We start from the raw sequence: 26,392 nt of genomic DNA on the forward strand, positions 1-26,392 counted from the left end.
AAACAATAAGGCAAAGCCCGTGACGCAGAGTTCTTTCAAGGTCGTTATATTTGGCGCTGGCAGTATCGGCTGTTACCTCGGAGGCAGGCTGCTTTCTTCCGGTGTGAACGTGGTCATGGTAGGCCGAAAGGCCATGCAGGAGCGCCTTCGAACCTCCCCACTGACGGTCACTGATTATGAAGGGTTTCGCTTCCACAGCCAGCTGGCCGAGCATCAGTATGTGACCTTTGCCGAGGCGGCAGGCAACGCCGATCTTGTGCTGGTAACGGTCAAATCCGCCGCCACCTCCGAGGCCGGCAAACAGCTCGCGCCCTGGGTGAGCGAGGGCATACCGGTGGTCAGTCTGCAAAACGGAATCTCCAACGCAGAGCACCTCCAGGCCGCTATGCCCAACGCCAACGTATTGGCCGGGATGGTTCCATTCAACGTGCTGCAACAGGAGCCGGGGCATTTCCATCAAGGCACTCAGGGCCACCTGATGGCCGACCGGCATCCGTCGCTGGAACATGCCCTGCCCTGGTTTGAACATGCCGGGCTCCCGCTGGAACTGCGACGCGATATCGAATCGGTGATGTGGTCCAAGCTGTTACTCAATCTGAATAACCCGGTCAACGCCCTCTCTGGCGTTCCGCTGCTGGAAGAGCTCTCGCAAAGGGACTATCGCCGCTGCCTGGCGATGGCTCAGAGAGAAACACTAGAACTCCTTAAAGCGGCTGGCATACCCACGGTAAAACTCACAGGCCTGACTACCAAACTGATTCCTTCCGTGATGTCACTACCTGATTGGCTGTTTACCCGACTGGCCAAACGGATGCTCACCATCGATCCTGTTGCACGTTCCTCCATGTGGGAAGATCTTCAGGCCGGGCGCCCAACGGAAATTGACTGGATCAACGGAGAAGTGGTGAAACTGGCCGAAAAGCTGGGCACGGACGCACCGGTCAACCGCAAACTCGTGCGATTGATGCATCAACGGGAGGAAACAGAAAAAACCTGGGGTGCTTCTGAATTGCTGAATGAGCTCACCGGTCACTCCAGGCCATAACCTGCCACTAAAAAGCGAACACATCGTTTCGAGAGGCCAGTCACACTCCAGTTCATCCCGCCGAAAAAGACAAAAAAACGGCCACTTCCGACCTGTCGCACTGATCGTATTTTGTGCAAGTTGCAAATGAATGGCGCCTCGCCAGGCACCATTCATCCCCAACAACGGAGACACAATAATGAACAAGATCCGACACTGTGACGAAAGAGACACCTTCTCCAAACGCCATTCCCTGTTTCGACTAATGGCGGTCACTGCGATGGCCATGGCTATGACAGGCTGCGGACAACTGGGACAACTGCTCAGCAATCCCCAGGTCCCTGATGCGGATAACGATCAGGTGATATTCCTGGGCGACTCGATCTTTGCCCTGTCCGGGAAGATCCAGGACGAACTGGAAGCCAAGGCCGGGGAATCCTTCCGCCGCTACACGGTCTCCGGCGCCGAACTCACCGGCGGCTTCCTCGCACCCTCTGTTGTCGAGCAGTTCGCCACCGCACAGGAGGACAATCCCGACATCCGCACCATGGTTGGTAATGGCGGCGGTAACGACATCCTTATTCCGGCGATTGCCCTTGACCCATACAACTGCAAAACCCAGTGGTATCAGTTCGGCCGCCTCAGCAGCAAGTGCAAGGATCTGATCGATGATCTGTATGTGGACGGCGTGAACTATCTGAACGAATTGTCCGATGCGGGCGTGGAGAACGGCGTGCTGGTGGGCTACTACTACACCAAGAACGGCCTTTTCCGTCTTAAAAGCATGAAACAGGCGGTCGACTACGGCAACAAAATCCTCGCCAGGGCCTGCGAATATTCCACTCTTGACTGCACCTTCGTGGACCCAAGACAGGTGGTGACGGAGAGCGACATCATCTTCGATGGCATACACCCGGCCGATAGTGGCTCCCAAAAGATCGCAGAGCTGATCTGGCCAAAACTCCAGCCTTTGCTGTAACTCAACCAGGGGGCCTTTCAAAGACGTTGAAAGACCCCCTGACAACCGGCGAACAGGAAAATATTTCGTGAAAACATCCCTTTGGCTTGCAGGGCTGGCCGTGGTGATTCTGGCCACGGCCGGCTTTATCCTTGGGCTTTTGACGGCGCCCGTGCAACCTTTGACGTCCGAGACCTCTCCCCCTCCGGCGTTGTCCGGCCAACCAGCTACATCACCGCCGGCCCAATCGCAGGGGTCATCAACCCTGAGCAAAGAAGACCTAGCAAAGCTCTCAGCTTACGAGCAATGGCTGGAAGACAACCGGCTACTGTTGCAGGGCATGCCCATGTTCGAACGCCAGACGGCGCTCTGGGAAAAACGAGAGGCACTGTTCGGTGACGACGCCAGCCGTATATGGGGCGAGCGGGAGTCTCCCATGCATGCGAATCAGGATGCCTTCCAGGCGGAACTGCAGCGACTGGACCAAGCCCACGAAATCACTCCGGAAGAAACCGCGCACCAGCTTAAAACCTCCGTAGAACAGCTTTACAACAACGATATGGCCCGACAGCTTATTGGCCCGGACGTGATGACTCGCACCCTGTTCAGCCTCGACGCTGTTCAGAGCCACCTCCACACCTTATCGGCAGACGCCCGCCAGGAGCGTATCAACAGCCTGCGCCGCCAGATGGGCTATCCGGAAGAAGCCATCAGCCGCCTTTCAAAGCAGGACCAGCAACGTAACGAACGCTGGCAAAATGGCAAAGCCTACATGGCCGAACGAAACCAACTTGCCCGGCGCTATTCCGGAGATCAACTGGATGAGGCGCTGGACGATTTGCGTGTAGAACACTTCGGGCGCTCTGCCAAAACCATTGCCCTTGAAGAACGGGACGGATTCTTCCGGTTTGAGCGAGAGCGGCGATTTGGGGTTAACTGAAGTCCGCAATCACAATCGGTGAACGTTTCGTGATGGATCATACCGAGTCGGCTTCTCAGCCACTTTCCCATTCAACGATGCTTTGAAGAAATCCAGAACTTTCGCGTTCTTTAACGGCGAGTCCTCAAAATAGGCGTGGGAATCCCCCACATGGGGCTGGCTGGTAAAGTCGATATAGGTCGCCACCCTGGAATCCAGCCGGCGCAGGTAATGGCCAAGCCGGGCTTTTTGCTGTTCGCCCATTTTCAGGCGAGAGGCCTTCAGGGCACCGTCGTTTTCGTTGATGGTGATATAGAGGCGGTTGCGGTAGGGAATTCGGTCCACCCACTCCGCGTGGTTTTCATTGTTGGTGTCCGCGGCCACCATCACAACGTTATCGAACAGCAGCCGATCTCCGCTGTATACAGAACTCCCCAGCAAATGCTTGTAGAGATAGTTCCCCATACTGTGCAACATCAGATTCACAGTGAATGGGCAGTGCTTCTCGACTTCCTTCGCAAAGTAGCGGTCCCAGGCGGCGGCGTTGTCTGCAAACCGGGCTTCCGCGCGCGCCTCCAGATCGATCACGTACTGCGCATGAAAGTCGCTCACCAGGGCTTCCAGTTTCTCCAACACACGATTGAATGCACCTACCGAGGCGAGGGCGTCCCGCTTGTCGCTCTTGTAGCTGAGCACACCATGCAATCCTCCGCCATTGGCGGGCCAGCTGAACACAATGACTTCAACACCGAAGTTCTGCTCCAGCCTTTCGGCACGATCAAGCACGTCAGTCATATCGTTGTTGTAGCCATGAACAAACAACAACAGGTTTCTTCCGTTCGGGCGCGCACCAGTGCCTTGGTCGGGTTTCTCGATCAATTTGCGGGCCACATAGGCGCTGGCCGGATAGATATTGTCGGGATTAAGATCGACACTCCTCGCCATTTGCGGCGTGATCTGGTCAGGCAGGATATCGATATGCCAGCGGTTTCGCCGACGGGACGCCTCCGCCAGCCGCAACTCGTTGGGGCCTTCAATGGGTTTACTGCCAAAGGCCTCGTTCTCGGTGTGTTTGCTTTCATCGACGGTTCGATTGGTCACGATATACATGGAGCAGATTCCTTTATGCTTCCATGCCACGGAACGACCTGGTGGCCACTACTGATAGGAAGTAACGAAAAGTTCCCTGACGGCCGCCCGCCAACCCCCTATGATGAACGGCATCAGAATTCAATCGCACTTTGGGAATGTTGCTACCCAACACCTATTTAATTAGCAAACTGAACTAAAATGTCAAATCACCATACGGCCTCGGAATCTTGCCCATGCTGATCTACACTCTCTGCGCGCTGTCCGTGATTGCCGCCTCGGTTTTCTATCTGTTTTTCTACCGCAACTGGCGCCGCGAGAGACAGCTTCAGACCCCTTTTCCGGAAACCTGGCGTGCGACACTTGAGTCTCAGGTGCCCCTGTTCCCCGGGTTGCCGGCCAAGCTGAAACGACAACTGGAACAGCATGTACAGTTGTTCCTGGCGGAAAAGTCTTTTTACGGCTGCGATGGGTTCGAGATGGACGACACTGTGCGCTTGACCATCGCGGGACATGCCTGCCTGCTCATCATGAACCGCAGCTATTCTGACTTCGACGACATCCGCAGTATTCTGGTCTATCCGGATGCCTATCGTGTCAGGGATATTGAGCATGATGGCCTGGTGGTGAGCGAGAGTAATGAGATTCGTGCGGGTGAAGCCTCAAGTTACGGACAGGTGGTTCTGGCCTGGACACAGTGCGAGGAAGGTGCAGTCAACCCTGATGGGCACCATAACGTCATTCTTCACGAATTCGCCCACCAGCTGGACTATCTGGACGGCACTGCGGACGGCGCTCCGCCACTCAGCGGAGAACAGGCAAGACATTGGCAGGAAACAATGACTCGGGCCTATGAACACTTGAGACAGTCGCTTCAACATCACCAGAAGCCCTGGCTGGACCCATACGGCGCCACCGAACCCGCCGAGTTTTTTGCGGTGCTAACGGAAGCCTTTTACCAACAGCCGGAACACCTGAAAGCGGAACAGCCAGAAGTTTACGAAGCGCTGCAACGGTTTTACCGATTAGACACGGAGGCATTACCCCATGGAAAGCGGCGATAAGACAAAGCGTTATGAGTCGGGGGCTGACGGTTCCCAGAACGGTCAGGCGTTGATTGACGCAGTCAACATGCGCAGCATGTCACTCATCACACTCACCAGTATCGCAACCCTATATTTTATTGACTGGGCCCAGGCGGTGTTGTTGCCATTGGTGGTGGCTGTATTAATCAGCTACGCGCTAGAGCCCCTGGTCGCCGCGATCAACCGGTTGAAAGTACCCCGTCCACTGGCGGCGGCTGTGGTGCTGATTTTGTTGATTGGCATCATTGCCGGAGCCAGTATTCCTCTGAAGCAGGAAGCGATGGCTATGCTGGACAAGATACCGGTCGCCATCGAACAGTTTCAGAAAAATGAAGCCAGCCGCCCCAAAGACGGCGAGAGCATGATGGAAAAAGCCCAGTCCGCCGCGAAGAAAATTGAGGCCACGGCCAGTCCGGATCGGGACAACGGAGATGCATCCCAATCGGGAGCAACGCCAGTGCGCGTGGTGGACGAACCTCTCGAGATCAAAGACTACGTGCTTCAGGGTTCCCCAGCGGCACTCGTCCTGATTTCCCAGTGCTTCTCCGCGTTGTTGCTGGTGTATTTTGTGCTCGCCATTGGCTCACTGTACAGACGCAAGATCGTCAAAATATCCGGGCCATCCTTTGCTCGAATGCGCAAGGCCGCCCGAATCATGAACGAATTCCATCGCAGCGTAAGGCAGTTCCTGTTTGTGATGTTTGTAGGTGCCGTATTTGTGGGCGTGCTGACCTGGCTTTCGTTTATGGCCTTGGGCGTTGAGCAAGCCGGTTTTTGGGGCGTTCTGGCCGGCATCGCCAGTGCCGTGCCGTATCTGGGGCCGTTCCTAGTTCTCATGGGCACGGGTATGGCCGCCTTCATACAGTTTGGCGAACTGGAAATGTCGATCATCGTTGCCGGTACTTCTCTGGCCATCACCAGCATTCAGGGCTATCTGCTGACGCCCTGGCTTACCAGCCATATTTCCAGCCTTAACGCGGTTGCCATTTTTATCGGCCTGCTGTTCTGGGGCTGGCTTTGGGGCCCCGTGGGGCTTGTGGTTGCCACTCCAATCCTGATGATCGTCAAATCACTGTGTGACCATGTGGTTAATTTGCGCCCAGTGGGTGAATTGCTGGGCAAATAGGCAGGTGAACCGTTTAGCGATCAATTATCCGGAGGCAGAATTTGACGAATATCTGACAATTCCCTGACCTGAAACTGACAAATCATCCCTTACTCTACGTTTCCATTACTCAGCCCACAGAGTGTTCCCTCAAACGTAGAGTCCTGTTATGCCTACCTCATCGACGGCAAGGAAAGTTTCACTGCCTGAATGTGTGTATCGCTGGTTCAGATGGGCCGGCGCCTATGCACCAATACTCATGCTGTTTTGCACTATTCTTCTCATCGGAGGTCTGTCCCGGTCTTTGTTGGTGGCCTGGCAATTTGATCGGGTCGAGACGACCTCCGTCTGGCCCGATATTTTTCTTCACGGCCTGCGGGTGGACCTGATCATGGCTGGCATGGTCGTGGCGCCATTGGTGCTGCTCCTTCCGGTTCTGGGCCATAAGTATTGCTGGGCGGTCTGGAAGCGTCTTACTTTTCTCTGGGCACTGGTCGTGGTTGGCACGTTCCTCTTCATGGAATTGTCTACCCCGACTTTCATAGCCGAATACGATGTTCGCCCCAATCGGCTGTTTATCGAATATCTGAACTATCCCAGGGAAGTACTGAGCATGCTTTGGGAGGGCTATTTGACCACTGTCGTCCTGGGCACGCTGATTGTGATTACTCTGACATGGCTGTTCGCCCGGCTGATGAGACCATGGCTGAAGGAAGCCAAACCTGGCCATTACCGCAAAGCTTTAATGGTATGGCCAATTGTCGTGCTCCTGGTATTTATAAGCGTTCGATCCACAACAGGCCACCGGCCGGCGAATCCCGCCATGTTTGCGCTAACCTCCGATGCATTGGTGAACTCGCTGATTCTTAATTCGACCTGGTCCGTGGCATTTGCGATCTACAATCTTAAACACGAGGCAGAGGCCAGCGACAATTACGGTTCCATGGCTATGTCCCGTATTCTGGACGAAGTACGGAATGAACCATGGCTGAGCAACGCCGAATTCGAGTCAGACCGGTTTCCAACGCTGCATCACCAAACCCCGGCCCGGACACGATCACGCCCGCTCAATCTGGTGATCGTGCTTGAGGAAAGCCTGGGTGCGACTTTTGTGGAATCGCTCGGTGGAACACCCGTTACCCCACATCTGGAGGCTCTGAAAGATTCTGGCTGGTGGTTCGAAAACCTGTATGCCACCGGCACAAGATCCGTGCGGGGCATCGAAGCCGTCGTTTCAGGCTTCCTGCCGTCTCCCGCACGCAGCGTGGTGAAACTATCCCTGTCCCAGACCGACTTCTTTACACTCGGCGAGCTGCTGAAAAGAAAAGGCTATGACACGGGCTTCATCTATGGGGGAGAGGCCCACTTTGACAACATGCGCAGCTTTTTCACCGGTAATGGCTTCGACACGATTGTCGACCAGCAGGACTACACCGATCCGAGTTTTACCGGAAGCTGGGGCGTCAGCGATGAAGATCTATTTGAAAAAACCCAGGAAGAGCTGAAGCAACTGCATACCTCGGGGAAACCTTTTTTCCGTCTGATTTTTTCATCCTCCAACCACACGCCGTTTGAGTTTCCTGACGGACGTATTGAGCCATACGACGACGATAAAAACACGGTCAACAATGCCGTCAAATACGCGGATCACGCCCTGGGCGAATTCATGGCATCCGCTCGCAACAGCGATTACTGGGAGGATACGCTGTTTCTGATTGTGGCCGACCATGACGCCAGGGTCTGGGGTGATGAACTGGTGCCTATCAAGAATTTCCAGATTCCGGGGTTGATTCTGGGGGCCGACATTGAAGGCCGGAAAATCCAGACAATCACCAGCCAGATCGACCTGGCGCCAACGCTGCTGTCTCTCATGGGTATCACCAGCGAACATCCCCTGGTCGGTCGCGACCTGGCGGCATTTCCGGACGCACCGGGTCGGGCAATGATGCAGTTCAATGACTACTACGCCTGGATGGACAACCACTTTAATGTGACGGTGCTACGCCCCGATCAGCCACCTCTGGCCGGCGTTTACTCCAAAGACCGAGGGCAGACCCAATACTTGCAACAGGCTTCGTCCGAAACTCTGTTCAACAAAGCCCTTGCCCATGCTCTGCTGCCGTTAAAACTCTATAGCAATCGCTCGTATGGTCTACCCGGTGTACCGTCAGGGCCCAATCATGATTAGCGAGAGTGAAACGACAAACCGTCAACTCCGGTTATCAATCTCAATCAGGAATTCGGTGCCCCGGTCATCTGATTGGGCAACTTTGATCCCCCAACCCAATCGTTCACATACCAGGCGAACAATGAGCAATCCGAACGTTGTGTTGTTGAGTTGGTCTGTTTTCGATACGGCGCCCCTGGGCTCATTCGATAACCTCAGAGTCTCCACTACAGTTTCGGGAAGACCTGAACCGAAGTCTTTTATCAGGATCCCGTTCCACAGGATGTGAACTTCAACAGGAGACTGGGTGTGACGCAGCGCATTCTGCAAAAGGTTCCGCAGCAACATGCGCACCAGTATAGGGTGGGTTCTAATCCTGAGATCCGGACTGTCATCGAATATCGTGATGCGACCGCCCTGTCCCGGATGCCCATGTTCCAGATCATCAATCGTATTCTGGATGATGTCCTTCACCACAATGATCCTTGCATCGTCGCTGGAAGCCTCACTGCGGGCCAGTTCCAGCAGGACTTCTGTATCATCGCGCATTGTTTGCATTGCCCGACGGAGGCGCCCCAAAGTTTTCTGATCAGCCTCCGAAAGGCTTTGGCGCTGTTCCAGTACGTTCAGCGCACCGCCCATCACTGCCAGAGGCGTGCGAAGCTCATGGCTGGCAAGCTTCACAAACGACTTTTCCCGTTCGATATGTTTTTCAAGCTCTGAGAGGAAACGGTTGAATGCTTCGGCAATATCGCAAAACTCCTGGTCGCGATAGTGGGTGGTCATTCTCGGCATGGAAGATCCTGGCTCCGTGCCCAGTACCTCGCGGGTCAACTTCTTGAAAGGACGTACCAGATAGCGGGCACCCACGCGGGCAATAAAATAGCCGACCAGAAGCATGCCGGCCGCCACGCCAACCAGGACAAGCTGAACCAGGAACTCACGGTTCTCCATAATGGTAATATCCTGGGCCAGGAAAAGTTTACCCCCGGGTTCATTCAGCTGTTCGCCGACAATCAAAAGCGTTGTCTCACCCACCTCGACTTCCCGGGAGAATGGCAGGGTGCGGCCCTGGAAATAGTCCGGCAGAACCGATTCCTCCGCGCCTTCCGGTAGAAAAACTGCCTCCAGGCGCCCCGTTTTTACAGGCCGGAATTCATCCTCAAGAAGCTGTTGCTTGAAATAGTCCGCGTCTGCCTTTAGCTCAAGGTCCAGGATGGTGTCTTCAATGTCATCAACAAACTGCTCAACGATGAACATCGATGCCGCCGCAGTAGCGGCAATCAGGACGAACAGGGTTCCCGTCAGTCGGGCGGTCAGTGATGACTTCATGGTGTATTGGGATCTGTATCTTTCGGTGACTCCAGTCGGTAACCCCTGCCGTGTATCGTTTTTATCAGGCCGTTACCAAGGCTCCCCTGTAAGGATTTTCTGAGAGTGTAGACCTGAGTCCGCAAGTTGTTTCCCTCAGCGTCTCCATAACGAGCGCCACCCCATAAGGCATCCGTCAATGTCGTATGGCCAAGAAAGTTTGGATAAGCTCGCATCAGCAGTTCGAACAATCGTGACGATGTGCCAGACAGAGTTGTTTTCAGCCCATGCAACTCAACTTCCAGAGTGCCAGGATCAAATCGGATCTCTCCAGCCTGCAGTACCGGCTTCAACGGTGAATGGCGACGGTGAAGCGCCTCGATTCTCAGCTGCAATTCCCTCAGCTCAAACGGCTTCACGAGATAGTCATCCGCACCGCAATCGAACCCTTTTTCCTTGTCGTTCAACGCACTGAGGGAGGTCATTAGAATGATGGGGGTCTGGCATCGCAAATCCTCGCGAATACGCCGGCAAACATCAAAACCGTTCACACCGGGTAGCATCAGGTCGAGAACGATGACGTCGTAGCTTTGCGTGGCCAGCAGATGCAATGCGGTCAAACCATCGGCAGCAAAGTCGAGGCAATAGCGATCTTCCCCCAGGAACTCGAAAAGGTTTTCCGCAAGGTCTACCTGATCTTCCACTATCAGCAGTCTAAGGGGCGGTCTATCAGCTGTCATTCCATCAAATTCCATTGGTGTTGAAGGGCGTTCGTTTACCCTCTTTCCTGAAACCATCAACCATTACCGAGCGAGTAGGTTAGCAGGCTATTATCAGATCTTTGTCGGGGTTTTATAAGGAAATTGTCAAAATCAGATAAACCGCTGTGAAGTCATGACACAACTACGGTCGAGAGCCCCACCACCCACTGGATCATCGGCGAGGGATAAACACCCAACACCAGGATCAATACGGCCACAACCAGCAGCGTCAACCCACCGATGCGGTTGCCCCAGTCGTTGGTGGCATCCATCCGGCGCATGCCGGGTTCCGGCAGGTACAGAGTGACCATCACCCTCAGATAGTAGAACAGGCCAATGGCACTGCCTGCGACGATACCGCCCACCAGCCACCAGCGGTTTTCGGCAACCCCCAATGCCAACACATAGAACTTGCCGATAAACCCTGCAGTTAGCGGAATGCCAGCCAGAGACAGGAAACTCACGGTCATCACTGCAGCCAGCCATGGGCGGCGCCAGAACAGCCCACGGTAATAATGCAGTCCGGCAGCATCTTCACCACTGAACGGGCTAGACAGCTGGGTAACCACGCCGAAGGCCGCCAGTGTGGTGACCAGGTAGGTCACCAGATAAACCCCTACGGTTTCTACCGCCAGTGCCCCACCTGCAACGATGGCCACCATCAGGTAGCCAAAATGAGCAATGGAAGAATAGCCAAGCAATCGTTTCAGATTGGATTGAAACAACGCCAACAGGTTGCCCCCCAACATGGTGATCAGGGCCAACAGTGTTATCAGCGTGTTCAACCAGTCGCTGTTAAACACCGGCGCAACGGTCACCAGACGCAGCAACAACACAAACACCGCCAGCTTGCTGACCGTGGCCAGGAAAATGGTGGCCGGCGCTGGCCCGCCCTGGTAAACGTCCGGCGTCCAGAGATGAAAGGGAACGATGGAGAGCTTGAAGCCAAGCCCCACCAGCATCAGCACAGCCCCGGCCAGCGTCCATGCATCGGAGGTGTTTGCCAGCCCCGTCGCCAGGCCCGCCAGGTCCAGATGCCCGGTGCGGGCATAGATCAAAGCCATGCCAAACAACAGAAACGCCGTCGCAGCCGCAGACAGAACCAGATACTTGATGCCGGCTTCCAGCGACCGCTCTGCCCGAAAGCTGTAGGCCAACATGCCGTAGAGGGGCATCGACAACAGTTCCAGACTGATGAACAGGGTCGCCAGGTGGTCGCTGGCCACCAGTCCCAATGCCCCGGTCACGGCACACAACAGCAACAGGTAAAACTCTTCCTTCGGGCCGATATAACCGGTCAGGTAATGATGACTCAGGGCCACCGTGACCAGCGCACACAACAACACCAGCACGCTGCCCATTAACGCCAGCCCATCCACAGCCATCAGTGGCGGCGATGACAATGCTGTTGAGGCCACAGGCACGCAGGCGAGAGCCAATGCCAGCCCAACGGCCGAAACCAACGCCGTGGCGCCATGGTGTCGCTGCCAGGCTACGCCAAGCATGATGATCACCGCAGTGGTGCCAACAACAATCAGTGGTATGAGTGCAACCAGATTTGCCAGGGTCAGCATCAGTTCACCTCCCCTGCGCGGCTGGCAAGTTCCGCTCCGGCTTGCTGGAACAGCTCGGCAGCCGGGCCCGCTATCGGCGCGGTAATGTCGAGTATTGGCTGAGGATAGAGCCCCACCATCACCGTCAGCACAAGCAGCACCAACATCATGCCGTATTCTCTCGCGTCCGGCCCTCTCAGGGCGCCCTGGCGGTATTCCGGACCATAATGCACCCGCTGCATCAACAGCAGGGAGTATATCGCCGCCAGCACCAGCCCGACGCTGGCAATCACCACGACAACCGGTGCATTGGGGAAGGTGCCAAACAGCACCATGAATTCGCCCACGAAGTTGGCCGTGGCTGGCATCCCCAGGGAGGCAGCGACGAAACACAGGGTAAAACCGGGCAGCACCGGGATTCGCCCCCATAAGCCGCCCATGATCCGCATGTCACGGGTGTGAATGCGCTCATACAGTTGGCCGCTGAGAATGAACAGCCCGGCACTGGAGAAGGCATGGGCCACCATGAGGATAATGGCCCCCTGAATCGCCAGTTCCGAGCCTGAATACAAGGCAATCAGCACGAAGCCCATGTGGGAGATACTGGTATAGGCGATCAGGCGCTTTATGTCCTGCTGGCCACATGCCAGTACGGCGCCGTAGATAATGCCCACCAGCCCGAGTGTCATGGCGACAGGCGCAAACGCCTGGGACTCTTCCGGGAACAGCGGCAGCGCAAACCGCAGGATGCCGTAGGCGGCGGTTTTCAACAGGATACCGGCCAGATCGACACTACCAGCGGTCGGCGCCTGGGCATGGGCATCCGGAAGCCAGCCATGGAATGGGACCACCGGCAGCTTCACGGCAAAGGCCACAAAGAAGCCCAGCATCAGCCACGGCGCCAGCGCCTCCGGGACATCCGTATCCAGCAAGGTATCGTAGCTGAAAGACAGTTCGCCGGTGTTGGAGTAATGCACGAACACCAGTGAGAGTATCGCCACCAGCATGAGCAGGCCACTGGCCTGGGTGTAGATAAAGAATCGGGTCGCGGCACGAATCCGGGTCTGCCCTGCCGAGCCGCTGTGGCCCCAGAGCGCAATCAGGAAGTACATCGGCACCAGCATCATTTCCCAGAACAGGAAGAACAGGAACAGATCCAGCGCCAGGAATACGCCTACAACACCACCGAGGATGAACAGCAGGTTCAGGTGGAAAAAGCCCACGCGGTGATCAATCTCGTGCCAGGAACAGAGCACGGCCAGTGCGCCTAGGAAGCCGGTCAACGCCACCAGGATCAGCGACAGGCCATCCATCGCCAGATGAATCTCAATGCCGAAACGCGGGATCCAGGACGTTCTCCATTCCAGCAGCCAATGCCTGGTGACCTCGCCCGGCAACGCAAAATCACCGGTTACCCAGAGCACCAGGCTGATGATCAGAACAAACAACATGGTAGCCAGCGCTATCCAGCGAGGCGCCCGATCGCCCCACTGATCCGCCTGCCAGCACAGCAGTCCACCCACAAACGGGATCAGGATCAGCCACACCAGGATCATGCTAGCCCTCCCGGCAACACCGCCAGAGCCAGCAGGATGATCGTGGCGCCCAACACCATCACCAGGGCGTAGCTACGCACGCGACCGTTCTGGCTTTTCACCAACCCGGCATTAAGCGCACGCGCCAACAGCGCGGGCAGATTCATCACCAGGTTCACAAGATCCACCCTCAGAACCTTTACCACCCACTGCCAGGGCAGCACCAGCACCCGGTCAAACAGGGCGTCAAAACCCCAGGCATGGTGCCAGAGTGTCCACAGGCGAGCGCCTATGCCCTCCCCGGCCTTTTTGGCAAGCCAGTCTCGCCGCCAAAGATACAGCCATGCTGCCAGCAGCAATCCTGCGATAGCGGCGCCCATGGCCAGTACCTGCAGCAGGGTGTGGCCGGTTTCCGCTGCTTCTCCGGGTGCGTCCGGGAACAGTCCGCCAAGGCCCGGATAGAGCCAGGCGCCGATAAAGGTAGACAGCGCCGCCAGCACGATCAACGGCAGGTGATGAGTCAGTGGATTGGTGCCGGGTTCCGGATGGCGGGCGTGGTCGCTGCCCGGCTCGCCATGGCCCGGCTCACCATGGAAGGTGCCGAGGATCAGTCGAACCGTATAGATGCCGGTCAACACCGCGCCCAGCAATCCAACAATCAATAGGCCGGTCTGGTCAGCCGCCATTGCCTGCCACAGGATTTCGTCCTTGCTGAAAAAACCAGCCGACACCAGTGGCAATGCCACCAGTGCCGCACCGCCCACGAGGAAGCCACCATAAGCCACGGGCAACTTACGCCAAAGCCCGCCAAGCCGCCGCATGTCCTGTTCGTGGTGGCAACTGATGATCACCGCCCCGGCAGACAGGAACAGCAGAGCCTTGAAGAAGGCGTGGGTCACCAGGTGGAAGATCGCAGCATCGAACGCGCCTACCCCTAACGCCACGAACATGTAGCCAATCTGGCTCATGGTGGAATAGGCCAGTACGCGCTTGATATCGGTCTGTGCCAGAGCCGCAAAGGCCGCCAGCAGCAGAGACACAGCCCCGATCACACCGACCAGCAGGAGCACATCCGGGGCCAGCAGGAACAGGCCATTGAGCCGGGCAATCAGGTACACGCCCGCCGTGACCATGGTCGCCGCGTGGATTAGCGCAGACACCGGCGTGGGGCCGGCCATGGCGTCGGGCAACCAGGTATGCAGCGGCACCTGAGCCGACTTGCCAAGGGCACCGCCAAGTACCAGCAACGCCGCCAGGTTGGCGGTGGTACTGCCTTCCTGCCACTGCTGTGGTGCCAGGGCCAGCAATTGCTGGATATCGAGTGTGCCCAGCTCCATGAAGATCAGGAACAGCCCGAGTGCCAGGAACACGTCGCCAATGCGGGTTACCACAAACGCCTTGAAGGCCGCCCAGCCATTGGCGCTGCCCTGATAGTAATAGCCAATCAGGCCATAGCTGCAGAGGCCGACACCCTCCCAACCCAGGAACAACAGCAGCAGGTTGTCTCCCAGCACTAGCAGCATCATGCTGAACACAAACAGGTTCATCCAGGCGTAGAAGCGGGTAATGCCTTCCTCACCGGTCATGTACCAGGCGGCGAACAGATGAATCAGGAAACCGACTCCGGTAATCACTGACATCATCACCAGTGCCAGGCCATCCACTGCCAGGCCGATGGTGGGCTGGAAATCCCCGACTGCAATCCAGGTCCAAAGGGTTATACCTTCACTACCGCCGGAATGAGCCATCATTGCCCACGCCGTGGCCAGCGCCGCCAGCCCCACACTACCAACGCCCACAACGGAACTGGCCAATGCGCCCAAGCGTCCGCCGCTGAACGCCAGGATCAGTGTGCCCGCCAGAGGCAACAGAAACGAAAGAGTCACTGCCATCGCCATCATCCACGCATCCTGCTAACGGCATCCAGATTCAGGGAGCGGAACCGCTGGTAAAGCTGGATCATCAGCGCCAGCCCGACACTGGCTTCCGCAGCCGCCAGGGTAATCACCAACAGGAACATGGCCTGCCCATCAGGCTGGTTCCAGGCTGTAGCTCCCACCACAAATGCCAGTGCCGCCGAATTCAGCATTACTTCCAGGCTCATCAGCACAAACAACATACTGCGGCGCAGCATCAACCCCAACAGCCCCAGGCTGAACAGAATGGCAGCCAGGATCAGCCCATGCTCCATGGGAATTCCCGTCATGAGTTACCTCCCTGGTTAGCGCTGTCCATTGACCTCTGCTTTCGCAGGGGATTTGATCGTCGGCCCACATGGGACGCTGTCACCAGGGCAGCCAACAGCAGAATGGCGGCCAGTTCCACCACTATCAGCCAGGGCCCGAACAAGGTCAGGGCCACGGCCCGTGCGGTCAGCAGCTCACCATCGATCATCTGCCCCATGCCACCCTGACCGATCAGAACGGCTAGGGCACCTAGCAGCAGCAACGTCAGTAACGACGGCCCCACCCAATGGCGCGGATTCCGCCAGGACGGTTCCTGCTCCGCATCCGACCGTAGGTTCAGCATCATCACCACGAACACAAACAGCACCATGATCGCCCCGGCATACACGATGATTTCCAGGGCGCCGGCAAACGGTGCCCCCAGGGCAAAGAACACCAGTGCAACGGCGATCAGTGACACGATCAGATACACCACCGCGTGAACCGGGCTGGTGCCGGTGATCACGCCAATGGTGGCCAGCACCGCCACCAGTCCGCAGACATAGAAGGCCAGCTCCATCAGGCACCCTCCTCCGGCTTACGGTAACAACGTGCGCACATCCTCCGGCGCCTCCTCGTTATGGGCCTGGCCCTTGTCTTTACCACCGATGGCCATGCCCGCCACCTTGTAGAAGTGGTAGTCATGGTCCTTGCCGGGACCGTTGATCAGCAGGTCCTCTTTTTCGTAGACCAATTGCTGGCGATCGTATTCGCCCATCTCGAAGTCCGGTGTCAGCTGGATGGCCGACGTCGGGCAGGCTTCCTCGCACATGCCACAGAAGATGCAGCGGGAGAAATTGATGCGGAAAAACTCCGGGTACCAGCGGCCGTCTTCCTGCTCGCCCTTCTGTAGTGAAATGCAGTCCACCGGACAGGCCACCGCGCACAGGTTGCAGGCCACGCAACGCTCCTCTCCGTCCGGGTCGCGGGTCAGTACGATACGCCCTCGGTAGCGCGGAGGCAGATAGACCTGTTGTTCCGGATAGTTCACTGTCTCGCGCTTGCGAAAGCTGTGCATGAACACCATGCCAAGGGTGCGCAATTGCGACCAGGTGGCTGGCACCAGCCAAAGCATACGTTTGATCATCGGGACTGTTTGTCTTTCCATGAGTCCTCCCTATTCGGCCATCAGGAGCATGACCGCCCCAGTAGCCAACAAGTTAATCAGCGTGAGCGGCAGGCACACCTTCCATCCAAAGCTCATCACCCGGTCATACCGGGGCCGGGGCAACGACGCCCGCAGCAGGATAAACAGCATCAGGAAAAAGCCGGTCTTGAGCGCAAACCACAGGATTGGCGGCAGCCATGGGCCGTGCCAACCGCCGAAGAACAGCGTGACGATCAGCGCCGATACCAGCACCATGCCCACGTATTCACCGATGAAAAACAGGCCGAACTTCATACCGGAGTATTCGATGTGGTACCCGTCAGCCAGTTCCTGTTCCGCTTCCGGCTGGTCAAACGGGTGGCGGTGAGTCACCGCAATTCCAGCAATCAGGAAGGTGGCAAAACCGAAGAACTGGGGAATGATGAACCAGAAACTTTCCTGGGCGTTGACGATGTCCCGCAGGTTGAACGACCCGGCCATGGCCACTACGCCCATCAGCGACAACCCCATGAACACTTCATAGGACAGCGTCTGGGCCGTCGCCCGCATGGCGCCCAGCAACGCGTATTTGTTGCCGCTGGACCAGCCCCCGAGCAACACCGCGTATACGTTGACCCCAGCCATGGCCAGGAAAAACAGCAGGCCAATGTGCATGTCTGCCACGCCCCAACCGGGGGTGATAGGGATGATCACGAACGATAGCAGCAAGGAGGCAAAGGCGATTACCGGCGCCAGGACAAACAGCGGCCGATCAGCGAATGGCGGTATCCAATCCTCCTTGAAGAAGATCTTGATCATGTCCGCCACCAGTTGCAGCGTGCCAAACGGCCCGACCCGATTGGGCCCGTAACGGTCCTGCCAGAGCCCCAGCAGGCGGCGTTCCACGACCGTGAGAGCTGCACCCAGCAGCACGGCGCCAAGCAGGATCACCAGCGCCTGGAACATGCCCCAGGCAATGGCAGCCAGTTGCGGGGTCCACCAGCTCATGGTGCACCTCCGGCGGAGTTGTCCAGTGTGACTGGCTCTCCCGGAAGCAGTCCGGCAAACAGCCCGGCGGGAAGACCGATCCAGCCATTGGGCCAGCCATCCTGCTGAACCACCGATAGCGTTTCCCCAAGAATGGTCACCGTGTCACCGCCCCGGACCGACAAGTGTTCAGCGTCGTCGGTGCTCAGGGTGACACTGGGCGTTTGCGTACGTTTTTGAATGGGCATGGCCAACGATGACGTTTCTTCGCCACCGAACAGTCTTGGCAGAATCAGAGCCCGTAAACCTGGGGAGTCTCCGGCACGTTGAGGCGGGCGGCTGTAATGGCCCTGCCCCGGGACCGGACATATCAACCGCACGCCGGGGTCACCGCCGCGCAAATGACCACCTACTTCATCGGTAAACTTGTTCCAGGCCTGGGGCGAGTTCCAACCGGGCGCCCAGGCGAAGGGCACTTGTTGCCGCGGCTGGTGATAACCGCTGTAGCCCTCCATGGAATAGGCAAACGCGGAATCCGGGTCCTGCGGCACCCGTGGCTCGCTGACGTTCTGGTTCGCCCGCATGGAAGTACGGCCGCTGTATCGGTGGGGCTCCCGCGCGAGCTGCAGGCCATCAATGCGGTAGTGTGAGGCGGGAGCGGCCTCCTCCATACCGCCCAGCTCTGGATGAGCCTCGACACACGCTGCAATGACGGTATCCAGGGTGATATCACCGGCCCTCTCGCCTTGCAGGTTCACCGCCATTGCGTGCAACCAGCGCCAGCTTTCGTGAATACGGCTTTCCGGCCGCATGTAACCGGGGTCATATACCTGGAAGAAGCGTTGCGCCCGGCCTTCCAGATTAACCAGCGTACCGTCCGCCTCCGCGAAACTGGCTGCGGAAAGCAGGAATTTGGCGCGCTTGGCCGTAGCAGTGCGTTGATGATCAAGCACAACGCATATCTCTGCCTGCGCCAGTGCTGCATCCACCGTATTCCGGGGCAGTCGCTGGTACAGGTCGTTTTCCAGCACCACCAGGGCATCCGCGTGGCCGTTTGTCAGTTCCTCCAGCGCCCAGTCCAGCGGTTGGCCGCCCATCAGCGACAAGCCCGTGCTGTTGGCCTCGCGCCGGATCAGTGCCATCCCGCCTCGTTTTGCGCGCCGGGACAACGCTCTGGCCACATTCCCGGCTGCTTCCAGTACCGGTTCGGAGCCCAACGAGCCACCGCTCACCACCAGCGGACGTTCTGCCTCCATTAAAGCGGCAGCAATAGCTTCAGCGGCGTCGGCCATGCCCTCGGAAAGCCCTTCCGCCGGCGGGGCGGCCGGGTCGATCCGATGGGCCACTGCAAAGCCAAGTCGGGCAATGTCATCCGGGGCCAAGGCATAGCGAGCCGCAGCCACATCGTCCAGATCCGTGGCAGTGGGCCAGGCGATAAACAGCGGATGGTAACGATCCTGAGCCAGGGTTTTGAGGGCTTCGGCATTCCAGGCGGGCACACCAATGGTCTCACCCAGCGCCTCACGCCGTGCCAGGGCCGCTTGTCGAAGGCTCAGGCCCAGGCGACCGGCACTCTGGACCGGGTCTTCCCCCAACACCAGAACGGCGTCGTGATCTTCGATGTCCCGTAGCGTGGGCGTCGGCAGGCCGGCATGGCGTTGCAGATGATTCATCAGATCAAGACAAGCCTGTTCCCGTGTCTCGATACCTGTGGAAAAATGTTCCATGCCGACCAACGCCTGTAACTGGTGATTGCTCTCCAGGCTGGCACGTGGCGAGCCGATGCCGATCACACGGCGCGAATGGCGCAGGGCATCGCTGATACGGGCCAGTGCGGTGTCGACCTCCAGGGTAACTGGCTCACTGTCTGACGATTCCCGACATTCCGGCAGTCGTGGACGGTCTGCGCGATTGACGTAACCGTAGCCGAACCGGCCCCGGTCACAGAGGAAATACCCGTTCACCTCACCGTGGTAGCGATTCTCAATACGGCGCAGTTCTCCGTACCGCTCTCCCGGGCTGATATTGCAGCCCATCGAGCACTGATGGCAGATGCCGGGGGCAAACTGCAAATCCCACTTGCGGGTGTAACGCTCGGAATGACTCTGATCGGTGAACACGCCGGTGGGGCATACTTCCGTAAGATTGCCGGCGAAGGGGCTTTCCAGGATGCCTTCTTCGTAGCGACCGAAATAGACATTATCCCTGGCACCAAAGGCGCCCAGATCCGTACCACCGGCGTAGTCGTTGTAAAAGCGTACACAGCGGTAACAGGTAATGCACCGGTTCATCTCATGGGCAATGAACGGCCCCAGATACTGGTTCCGACGCGTGCGCTTGCGGAACCGGTAACGGCGGCGATCATGGCCGGTCATCACGGTCATGTCCTGCAGGTGACAATGCCCTCCCTCCTCGCACACCGGGCAGTCGTGGGGATGGTTGATCATCAGCCACTCCACGACACTGGCGCGGAAGGCTTTGGCTTCCTCATCGTCGATATCAATGCGGGTCTGGTCTGCGGCAGGCGTCATGCAGGACATCACCACCATGCCCTTGTCGTCGTCCTTGTCCTTATACTGTTTGACCGCGCACTGTCGGCAGGCACCCACACTCCCCATGGCCGGGTGCCAGCAGAAATACGGAATATCCAGGCCAAGGGACAGACACGCCTGGAGCAGGTTGTGGGCTCCGTTGACTGTATAGCGTTGTCCATCCACGTGAATCGTCGCCATGATGCCTGCCTATCCTTCGATGACTTTCGTTCAGACTTCTCCCACCGGAATCGGGTCCGGATGGGCCTTACCCCTGGGTTTGCCGACGCCCTGCTCAAACTCCTGCCGAAAGTGTTTCAGGGCCGTCTGTAACGGCATGGCGGCGCCGGGCGCATGGGCGCAGAAGGTCAGCCCTGGGCCGCAGTCCGCCGCCAGCTTGTCCAGTAGTTCGATATCGCCGGTTTCACCCTGCCCCAGTTCCAGTGCCCGCAGCAGTTTGACCGTCCACGGCAGCCCGTCCCGGCAAGGGGTGCACCAGCCACAGGATTCCCGCGCAAAAAACTCCTCCAGGTTGCGCATCAACGCCACCATGCTCTGCTCCTGAGGTACCACCGTCAGCAGCCCCGTCCCCAGGCGGCTGCCTTCCTTGCCCACGGTATCGAAATCCAGGGGCAGGTCCAGATGCTCCGGCAACAGAAACCCGGTGCTGGCACCGCCTGGAAGCCAGGCTTTGAGTGATCGGTTGGCACGCATGCCCCCTGCCCGCTCGAGGATTTCGGCGCCAGTTGTCCCCATGGGCAACTCCCACAGGCCTGGCTTTTCCACCGGGCCGGACACGCCATAGAGTTTGCTGCCGCCATCGTCGGTGCGGTCACCGGAAAGTGCCTGATACCAGTCTGCACCCTTGAGGATCACAGCCGGCACGTTGCACAGGGTTTCCACATTGTTCACCACCGAAGGCTTGCCCCAGGCTCCGGATTGGCCTGGAAAAGGCGGTTTGGCTCGAGGGTTGGCCCGTTTGCCTTCCAGCGAATTGATCAGCGCGGTTTCCTCGCCGCAGATGTACCGCCCTGCACCGGTATGCACGGCAATGTCGAAATCAAAGCCACTGCCGTTGATGTCAGCACCTAGCCAACCGGCCTCACGGGCTTCGTCCAGAGCTCGGTTCAGAACTCGCGCCGCCTCCACGTATTCACCGCGTAAAAAGATGTATCCGTAAAAGGAATTGTTGGCCAAAGCCCCCAGTATCATGCCTTCGATCAGCAGATGTGGCTGTTGCTCCATCAGCAGGCGGTCCTTGAAGGTGCCCGGTTCCATCTCGTCCGCATTGCAGATCAGGTAACCCCGGGGCATGTTGCCGCCCTGCAGGGTCAGGCTCCACTTGAGCCCGGCCGAGAAGCCGGCACCGCCACGGCCTCGCACATTGGCGTCTTTCATGGTGGCAATGATGGCCTGAGGGTTGCCGTTGTCCAGGGCCGCACGAACCGACTGATAGCCATCCTTGCGCAGGTATTCGTCAAGCCAGATCACTTCGCCATCGTCACGCAGCCGCCAGGTCAGCGGATGGGTATCCGGATGACGATCCGCCTCCGGTTGCAACAGCCGGCTGCGATAACGTACGGATGTACGCTGGCTGGAAATGGACTTGCTCATGGGTAACCCTCCAGCAGACCCGGCAGGTCATCCGGTGACACCGGGCCATAGGTGTCGTTATCAATCATCAGGGCCGGCGCGCCATCACAGGCACCCAGGCAACAGACTGGTAGCAGGGTGAACCGGCCGTCTTCTGTCGTCTGGCCATAGTCAATTCCAAGATGACTCGCCAGCGCCTGTTTCAACTCATCGAAACCACTCAGAAAACAGGAACTGCTGTCACAGACCAGCACCACGTGCCGACCCACCGGCTGACGGAAGATCAGGCTGTAGAAGGTCGCCACGCCCTCTACCGATGCGGGGCCGATACCAAGAACCTTTGCAATGGCGCCAATGGCACCGTCCGGCACCCAGCCGTGACGGCGCTGAACAACTTTCAGGGCCTCAATACACGCGGCCTGGGGTTGCTCGTAATGCGCCATCTCTTCCAGCATTGCGGTCTCGTCCGCCGGATGAAGTTCGAATCCATCGGTGCCGATAATCTGATGTGTCTGTGGTGTTGTTGCCATCATCAGCGGTCCACGTCTGCCATCACGAAGTCGATACTGCCCAGATGGGCGATCAAGTCCGGCACAAAGCCTCCGCGCATCACCGCCGGTATCTGCTGCAGGTGCGGAAAACTCGGTGTACGGATGCGGGTACGGTAGCTCATGGTGTTGCCGTCACTGGTCAGGTAATAACTGTTGATGCCCTTGGTGGCCTCAATCATCTGCAGGGATTCATTGGGTTCCAGCACCGGCCCCCAGGACACCTGCAGGAAGTGGGTAATGAGGGTTTCAATGTGCTGGAGCATGCGTTCCCGGGGTGGTGGCGTCGTCAGCGGATGATCCGCTTTATAGTCGCCCGCGGGCATATTGTTGACGCATTGCTGGATGATCCGGAGGCTCTGGCGCATTTCGTCGATGCGCAACTGACCCCGGTCGAACACATCCCCGTTGTGACCCAGCGGCACCTCAAAATCGAACTGTTCATAACCGGAGTACGGCCGCTGCTTGCGCAAATCAAAATCGCAGCCGGTGGCCCGCAGGTTAGGCCCGGTCACCCCCCACTCCAGTGCCTCGGCGGTGTTGAAGGCCGCCACATGGCGGGTCCGCTCGCGCACGATGGCGTTGTCCATCATTGCCCGCTCGTACTCCTTCAGGCGTGCGGGCATCCAGTCCAGAAAGCCCTGCACCAGTTTTTCCCAACCCTGTGGCAAGTCCTGCATCACACCGCCAATGCGGTACCAGGCCGGGTGCATGCGAAACCCCGTAATGCCTTCGATCACCTCATAGCCCCGCTGCCGGTCGCTGAAGGTGTAGAACACCGGTGTCATGGCGCCCAGGTCCTGCAGGTAAGTCCCGAGGAACAGCAGATGGCTGGTGATGCGGAACATCTCGGCCATCATCACCCGAATCACCTTCACCCTGTCCGGCGCCTCAATACCGGCCAGTTTTTCTGCGGCCAGCACATAAGGCAGGTTGTTCATCACGCCACCGGTGTAATCAATGCGATCGGTGTAGGGGATAAAGCTGTGCCACGACTGGCGCTCGGCCATTTTCTCGGCGCCCCGGTGGTGGTAGCCAATGTCAGGCACACAATCGACGATTTCCTCACCGTCCAGTTGCAGCACAATGCGAAAAGCCCCGTGGGCGGACGGGTGATTAGGCCCCAGGTTGAGGAACATGAACTCCGCCCCGTCGCGTTCACGCTGCATGCCCCAGGCTTCCGGGTCGAACCGCATGGCTTCCTGTTCCGCATCCTGGCCTTCCACGGTCAGGGTATAGGGGTCAAACTCGGTGGCCCGGGCGGGGTAATCCTTCCGCAGGGGGTGGCCTGTCCAGGTCGGCGGCATCAGGATCCGCTGCGGATGCGGATGTCCGGCGACGGCGATGCCAAACATGTCCAGGATTTCCCGCTCGTACCAATTGGCATTGGCGAAGACTTTGCTAACGGTAGGCACCCGCAAATCGCTCTCTGGCAGCCCAACCTTCAGGATCAGGTCTTCATTACGCTCCACTGACAGCAAGTGGTAGAACACCGTGAAATCTGCCTCCGGCAGCCCGTTTCTGTGACCACGCAAGCGCTCATCCACGGCCGACAGGTCATAGAGCATGGAAAATGGCGCTGGCTGCCGCTTCAAGTGGGTCAGGATATCCACGATGCTCTCACGAGACACCCAGAATACGGGCATGCCCGTCAGCGTGGGCTGTACATGCAGTACATCCTCCCGAAAATCGCCCAGCAGGCTCTCGAGGTCAGTGGTGCCTTTCGACATGGTTGCGTTTGTCACAGCTTATCCGGTGTTCGCAGTTCGGTGGCCTGAATACGCTGATCCCGCCACTTCTCCCTTTGAGAGGGCATGTCTGCCCGATAGACACCCTGGTCGTCCACCACCCAGGACAAGGGTCTGCGCTCTTCCTGGATGGAGTCCTGTAGCAACTGCAAGCCCTGCAGAAAGGCCTCTGGCCGGGGCGGGCAACCGGGGACATACACATCCACCGGCAGAAACTTGTCGACACCCTGCACCACCGAGTAGATGTCGTACATGCCGCCGGAGTTTGCGCAGGAGCCCATGGAGATTACCCACTTGGGTTCCAGCATCTGGTCGTACAGTTGCTGGATCACCGGCGCCATCTTGATAAAGCAGGTGCCGGCAATCACCATGAAATCCGCCTGTCGGGGCGATGCGCGGATAACTTCGGATCCGAAGCGGGCAATGTCGTGGGGCGCGGTGAAGGCGGTGGTCATTTCCACGTAGCAGCAGGACAGCCCGAAGTTGTAGGGCCAGAGGGAATTTTTGCGGCCCCAGTTGACCGCGGAATTGAGAACGTCGCTCAGCTTGCCGGTGAACACATTGCGTTCAAGCTGGCGCTTAACAGGATCTTCCGACGGTTCCTGTTGCCGTATCGGGTATTGCGTGTCACCTACCGGCGAAGGTTCCGCCCTGGTCAGTGTGTAGGACATGCTGCGCCTCCATGGGCGCTGGACCCAACAGTGGAATCACCGTTGACCCGCGCCGTAATCGGGTGCGTTGAATCAGCCTGCCGGACTACGAGGTCTACCGCTGGATGATTCCGGGGCCCAGTCCAGGGCACCGGTACGACTGTCATAGAGCAGACCGGCCAGCAGAATCAGGATAAAAACCGCCGCGCCCCAGAATCCGGTCCAGCCCACGTCGGGAATGACGATGGCCCAGGCAAACAGGAACACGGCCTCGATATCGAAGATCACGAACAGCATCGCGACCAGATAAAACTTGACGGAAAAGCGCTGTCTGGCATCACCGGTGCCAACAATGCCGGACTCGAAAGGGAGGGATTTGCTGACACCCCGGCTACGCCCTCCAAGCACGCTGGAGGCGCCCACCATAAAGGCACACAGGCCCAATGTGGCAACGATGAAGAAGCCGGTGGCCCAGTAGCGGACCAGCAAGTCAGTGACGGTGTCTGCCATGCGCTCTCCCTACGAATCCAGGATGAAGCCCTGACTAGAAACCTAACAGTGGATTGGCGATTGCGCAAATAATGAGCGGCGAAAATCAATGACCTGGGGCAACTCAGCCGCCCCTCACACCCAACCTGTCCAGGTAAACATGAAGCTCCGCTTCACTGATGTTGACGTATTCCACCACCCGGCCGTAGAGCATCACCGTTGGCACATTACGTCCTTTTAACTCGCGCTGGGTTTCGTGTAGCACATAGAGAATGATCCGCTCGGTGCGAGTGAGACCGTCACGGGCGTCGGGGATAGTTTCCAGCAGGGCATCCATTTGTTCCGGGGTCAATGAACTATGTACCTCATAATCTCGTTTCACGGACGTGTTTCTTGCCTACTCCGGATAGCGAACAACCCTCAGCTTCCCACTTTTTCCGCCTCCGCAGAAAAAGCGACTTCGGCCATCGGACTCTAGCCCCGATATGCCAATACCGTGCGGCATTGCAATGCTCTTCAGAACGTCTCCGGTCTGAGGGTCGATCTGCCTGATCTCATTGTCGTCACCCTCCCAAGTGGCGTGCCAAAGTTCGCTGTCGACCCAGGTAACACCGGTCACATGTCGGTTGGATTCGATGCTACGAAGAACCTTCCCTGTTTGCGGGTCCAACTGATGAATCTTGCACTCCTGATACTGCCCCACCCAGAGAGAACCTTCCGCCCATGCAAGCCCCGAGCAGCCGTCTGGCGCAGGGATGGTTGCGAGTACCTCGCCGGTTTTTGGATCAACCTTTTGAATCTGGCTGTCCGCAATCTGAAAGATATGGTGCCCGTCGAAAGCAGTCCCAGCTTGTGCGGGCACACTAAGGGAATCGACCGGCTTGCCGCTATCAGGATCGATTGCATTCAGTTTGTCACCGGATGCAAACCAGACACGTTGCCCATCGAATGTAACACCATGGATCTGCTCAGCTCCGTGGAAGGGGCCGTATTCGTTGAGAATCTCTGCATCAAACTGTTTCATGGT

The 26,392-nt window shown here is 57.9% G+C and carries 24 protein-coding genes; 6 read left to right on the top strand and 18 right to left on the bottom strand.

Annotated elements, in window-relative coordinates:
- Nucleotides 1–19 precede the first annotated feature (19 nt).
- From MDG893_RS01610 to MDG893_RS01620, 3 genes are all read left to right on the top strand, one after another.
- Nucleotides 20–1,045, top strand: a complete 1,026-nt coding sequence (locus tag MDG893_RS01610; RefSeq protein ID WP_040474204.1) for a 2-dehydropantoate 2-reductase — start codon at nucleotides 20–22, stop codon at nucleotides 1,043–1,045.
- Nucleotides 1,046–1,223: 178 nt separating this feature from the next.
- A complete protein-coding gene (locus MDG893_RS01615; protein WP_007151962.1) occupies nucleotides 1,224–2,003 on the top strand; it encodes an SGNH/GDSL hydrolase family protein in 780 nt (259 codons plus the stop codon).
- Between the two features lie 67 nt (nucleotides 2,004–2,070).
- Nucleotides 2,071–2,922, top strand: coding sequence for a lipase secretion chaperone (locus MDG893_RS01620; RefSeq protein WP_007151963.1), 852 nt, complete (start codon nucleotides 2,071–2,073; stop codon nucleotides 2,920–2,922).
- A 9-nt stretch (nucleotides 2,923–2,931) separates the two neighbouring features.
- On the opposite strand, the gene MDG893_RS01625 is transcribed toward MDG893_RS01620, so the two are convergent.
- Complete coding sequence (locus MDG893_RS01625; RefSeq protein ID WP_007151964.1) at nucleotides 2,932–4,011, bottom strand: alpha/beta hydrolase; 1,080 nt, start codon at nucleotides 4,009–4,011, stop codon at nucleotides 2,932–2,934.
- 215 nt (nucleotides 4,012–4,226) lie between these two features.
- On the opposite strand from MDG893_RS01625, the gene MDG893_RS01630 reads away from it, so the two are divergent.
- The 3 genes from MDG893_RS01630 (at nucleotide 4,227) to MDG893_RS01640 (ending at nucleotide 8,368) form a co-directional block, all read left to right on the top strand.
- Nucleotides 4,227–5,054 carry a M90 family metallopeptidase gene (locus tag MDG893_RS01630; protein WP_007151965.1) on the top strand — a complete coding sequence of 276 codons (828 nt, stop codon included), beginning with the start codon at nucleotides 4,227–4,229 and terminating at the stop codon, nucleotides 5,052–5,054.
- Nucleotides 5,038–6,201, top strand: a complete 1,164-nt coding sequence (locus tag MDG893_RS01635) for an AI-2E family transporter (RefSeq protein ID WP_007151966.1) — start codon at nucleotides 5,038–5,040, stop codon at nucleotides 6,199–6,201. Before MDG893_RS01630 ends, MDG893_RS01635 begins: the two co-directional genes overlap by 17 nt.
- Before the next feature lie 289 nt (nucleotides 6,202–6,490).
- Nucleotides 6,491–8,368, top strand: coding sequence for an LTA synthase family protein (locus MDG893_RS01640; RefSeq protein ID WP_244264365.1), 1,878 nt, complete (start codon nucleotides 6,491–6,493; stop codon nucleotides 8,366–8,368).
- A 21-nt stretch (nucleotides 8,369–8,389) separates the two neighbouring features.
- Here MDG893_RS01640 and MDG893_RS01645 read toward each other — a convergent pair whose 3' ends face one another.
- From MDG893_RS01645 to MDG893_RS01725, 17 genes are all read right to left on the bottom strand, one after another.
- Nucleotides 8,390–9,679: a sensor histidine kinase gene (locus tag MDG893_RS01645; RefSeq protein WP_007151968.1), complete on the bottom strand. Its 1,290-nt coding sequence runs from the start codon at nucleotides 9,677–9,679 to the stop codon at nucleotides 8,390–8,392.
- Complete coding sequence (locus MDG893_RS01650) at nucleotides 9,676–10,398, bottom strand: response regulator transcription factor (protein WP_040474207.1); 723 nt, start codon at nucleotides 10,396–10,398, stop codon at nucleotides 9,676–9,678. Before MDG893_RS01650 ends, MDG893_RS01645 begins: the two co-directional genes overlap by 4 nt.
- Before the next feature lie 152 nt (nucleotides 10,399–10,550).
- Nucleotides 10,551–11,996, bottom strand: a complete 1,446-nt coding sequence (nuoN, locus tag MDG893_RS01655) for an NADH-quinone oxidoreductase subunit NuoN (RefSeq protein ID WP_244264375.1) — start codon at nucleotides 11,994–11,996, stop codon at nucleotides 10,551–10,553.
- On the bottom strand, nucleotides 11,993–13,528 hold the full coding sequence (gene nuoM, locus MDG893_RS01660; RefSeq protein ID WP_007151971.1) for an NADH-quinone oxidoreductase subunit M: 1,536 nt from the start codon (nucleotides 13,526–13,528) through the stop codon (nucleotides 11,993–11,995). Before nuoM ends, nuoN begins: the two co-directional genes overlap by 4 nt.
- Nucleotides 13,525–15,408 (bottom strand): NADH-quinone oxidoreductase subunit L, encoded by a 1,884-nt coding sequence (nuoL, locus tag MDG893_RS01665; RefSeq protein WP_007151972.1) that lies wholly within the window; start codon nucleotides 15,406–15,408, stop codon nucleotides 13,525–13,527. The genes nuoM and nuoL overlap by 4 nt, the downstream gene beginning before the upstream one ends.
- Nucleotides 15,405–15,713, bottom strand: a complete 309-nt coding sequence (nuoK, locus tag MDG893_RS01670) for an NADH-quinone oxidoreductase subunit NuoK (RefSeq protein ID WP_007151973.1) — start codon at nucleotides 15,711–15,713, stop codon at nucleotides 15,405–15,407. The genes nuoL and nuoK overlap by 4 nt, the downstream gene beginning before the upstream one ends.
- Nucleotides 15,710–16,252 carry an NADH-quinone oxidoreductase subunit J gene (gene nuoJ / locus MDG893_RS01675; RefSeq protein ID WP_007151974.1) on the bottom strand — a complete coding sequence of 181 codons (543 nt, stop codon included), beginning with the start codon at nucleotides 16,250–16,252 and terminating at the stop codon, nucleotides 15,710–15,712. Before nuoJ ends, nuoK begins: the two co-directional genes overlap by 4 nt.
- Before the next feature lie 18 nt (nucleotides 16,253–16,270).
- On the bottom strand, nucleotides 16,271–16,819 hold the full coding sequence (gene nuoI, locus MDG893_RS01680) for an NADH-quinone oxidoreductase subunit NuoI (RefSeq protein ID WP_007151975.1): 549 nt from the start codon (nucleotides 16,817–16,819) through the stop codon (nucleotides 16,271–16,273).
- A gap of 30 nt (nucleotides 16,820–16,849) precedes the next feature.
- Nucleotides 16,850–17,827, bottom strand: coding sequence for an NADH-quinone oxidoreductase subunit NuoH (gene nuoH / locus MDG893_RS01685; RefSeq protein ID WP_007151976.1), 978 nt, complete (start codon nucleotides 17,825–17,827; stop codon nucleotides 16,850–16,852).
- On the bottom strand, nucleotides 17,824–20,538 hold the full coding sequence (nuoG, locus tag MDG893_RS01690) for an NADH-quinone oxidoreductase subunit NuoG (protein WP_007151977.1): 2,715 nt from the start codon (nucleotides 20,536–20,538) through the stop codon (nucleotides 17,824–17,826). Before nuoG ends, nuoH begins: the two co-directional genes overlap by 4 nt.
- Nucleotides 20,539–20,568: 30 nt before the next feature.
- Nucleotides 20,569–21,951: an NADH-quinone oxidoreductase subunit NuoF gene (gene nuoF / locus MDG893_RS01695; protein WP_007151978.1), complete on the bottom strand. Its 1,383-nt coding sequence runs from the start codon at nucleotides 21,949–21,951 to the stop codon at nucleotides 20,569–20,571.
- Entirely contained in the window at nucleotides 21,948–22,463 is a 516-nt protein-coding gene (gene nuoE / locus MDG893_RS01700) for an NADH-quinone oxidoreductase subunit NuoE (protein WP_007151979.1), read from the bottom strand. Before nuoE ends, nuoF begins: the two co-directional genes overlap by 4 nt.
- The gene (gene nuoC / locus MDG893_RS01705) at nucleotides 22,463–24,208 is read right to left on the bottom strand and encodes an NADH-quinone oxidoreductase subunit C/D (RefSeq protein WP_050776450.1); all 1,746 of its coding nucleotides are present in this window, start codon (nucleotides 24,206–24,208) and stop codon (nucleotides 22,463–22,465) included. Before nuoC ends, nuoE begins: the two co-directional genes overlap by 1 nt.
- 11 nt (nucleotides 24,209–24,219) lie before the next feature.
- The gene (locus MDG893_RS01710) at nucleotides 24,220–24,897 is read right to left on the bottom strand and encodes a NuoB/complex I 20 kDa subunit family protein (protein WP_007151981.1); all 678 of its coding nucleotides are present in this window, start codon (nucleotides 24,895–24,897) and stop codon (nucleotides 24,220–24,222) included.
- A gap of 72 nt (nucleotides 24,898–24,969) precedes the next feature.
- Nucleotides 24,970–25,386 (bottom strand): NADH-quinone oxidoreductase subunit A, encoded by a 417-nt coding sequence (ndhC, locus tag MDG893_RS01715; RefSeq protein WP_007151982.1) that lies wholly within the window; start codon nucleotides 25,384–25,386, stop codon nucleotides 24,970–24,972.
- Nucleotides 25,387–25,489: 103 nt separating this feature from the next.
- A complete protein-coding gene (locus tag MDG893_RS01720) occupies nucleotides 25,490–25,702 on the bottom strand; it encodes a hypothetical protein (RefSeq protein WP_007151983.1) in 213 nt (70 codons plus the stop codon).
- Between the two features lie 60 nt (nucleotides 25,703–25,762).
- Complete coding sequence (locus MDG893_RS01725; RefSeq protein ID WP_007151984.1) at nucleotides 25,763–26,389, bottom strand: Vgb family protein; 627 nt, start codon at nucleotides 26,387–26,389, stop codon at nucleotides 25,763–25,765.
- Nucleotides 26,390–26,392 lie beyond the last annotated feature (3 nt).

It is taken from the genome of Marinobacter algicola DG893, assembly GCF_000170835.1.
GTDB lineage: Bacteria > Pseudomonadota > Gammaproteobacteria > Pseudomonadales > Oleiphilaceae > Marinobacter > Marinobacter algicola.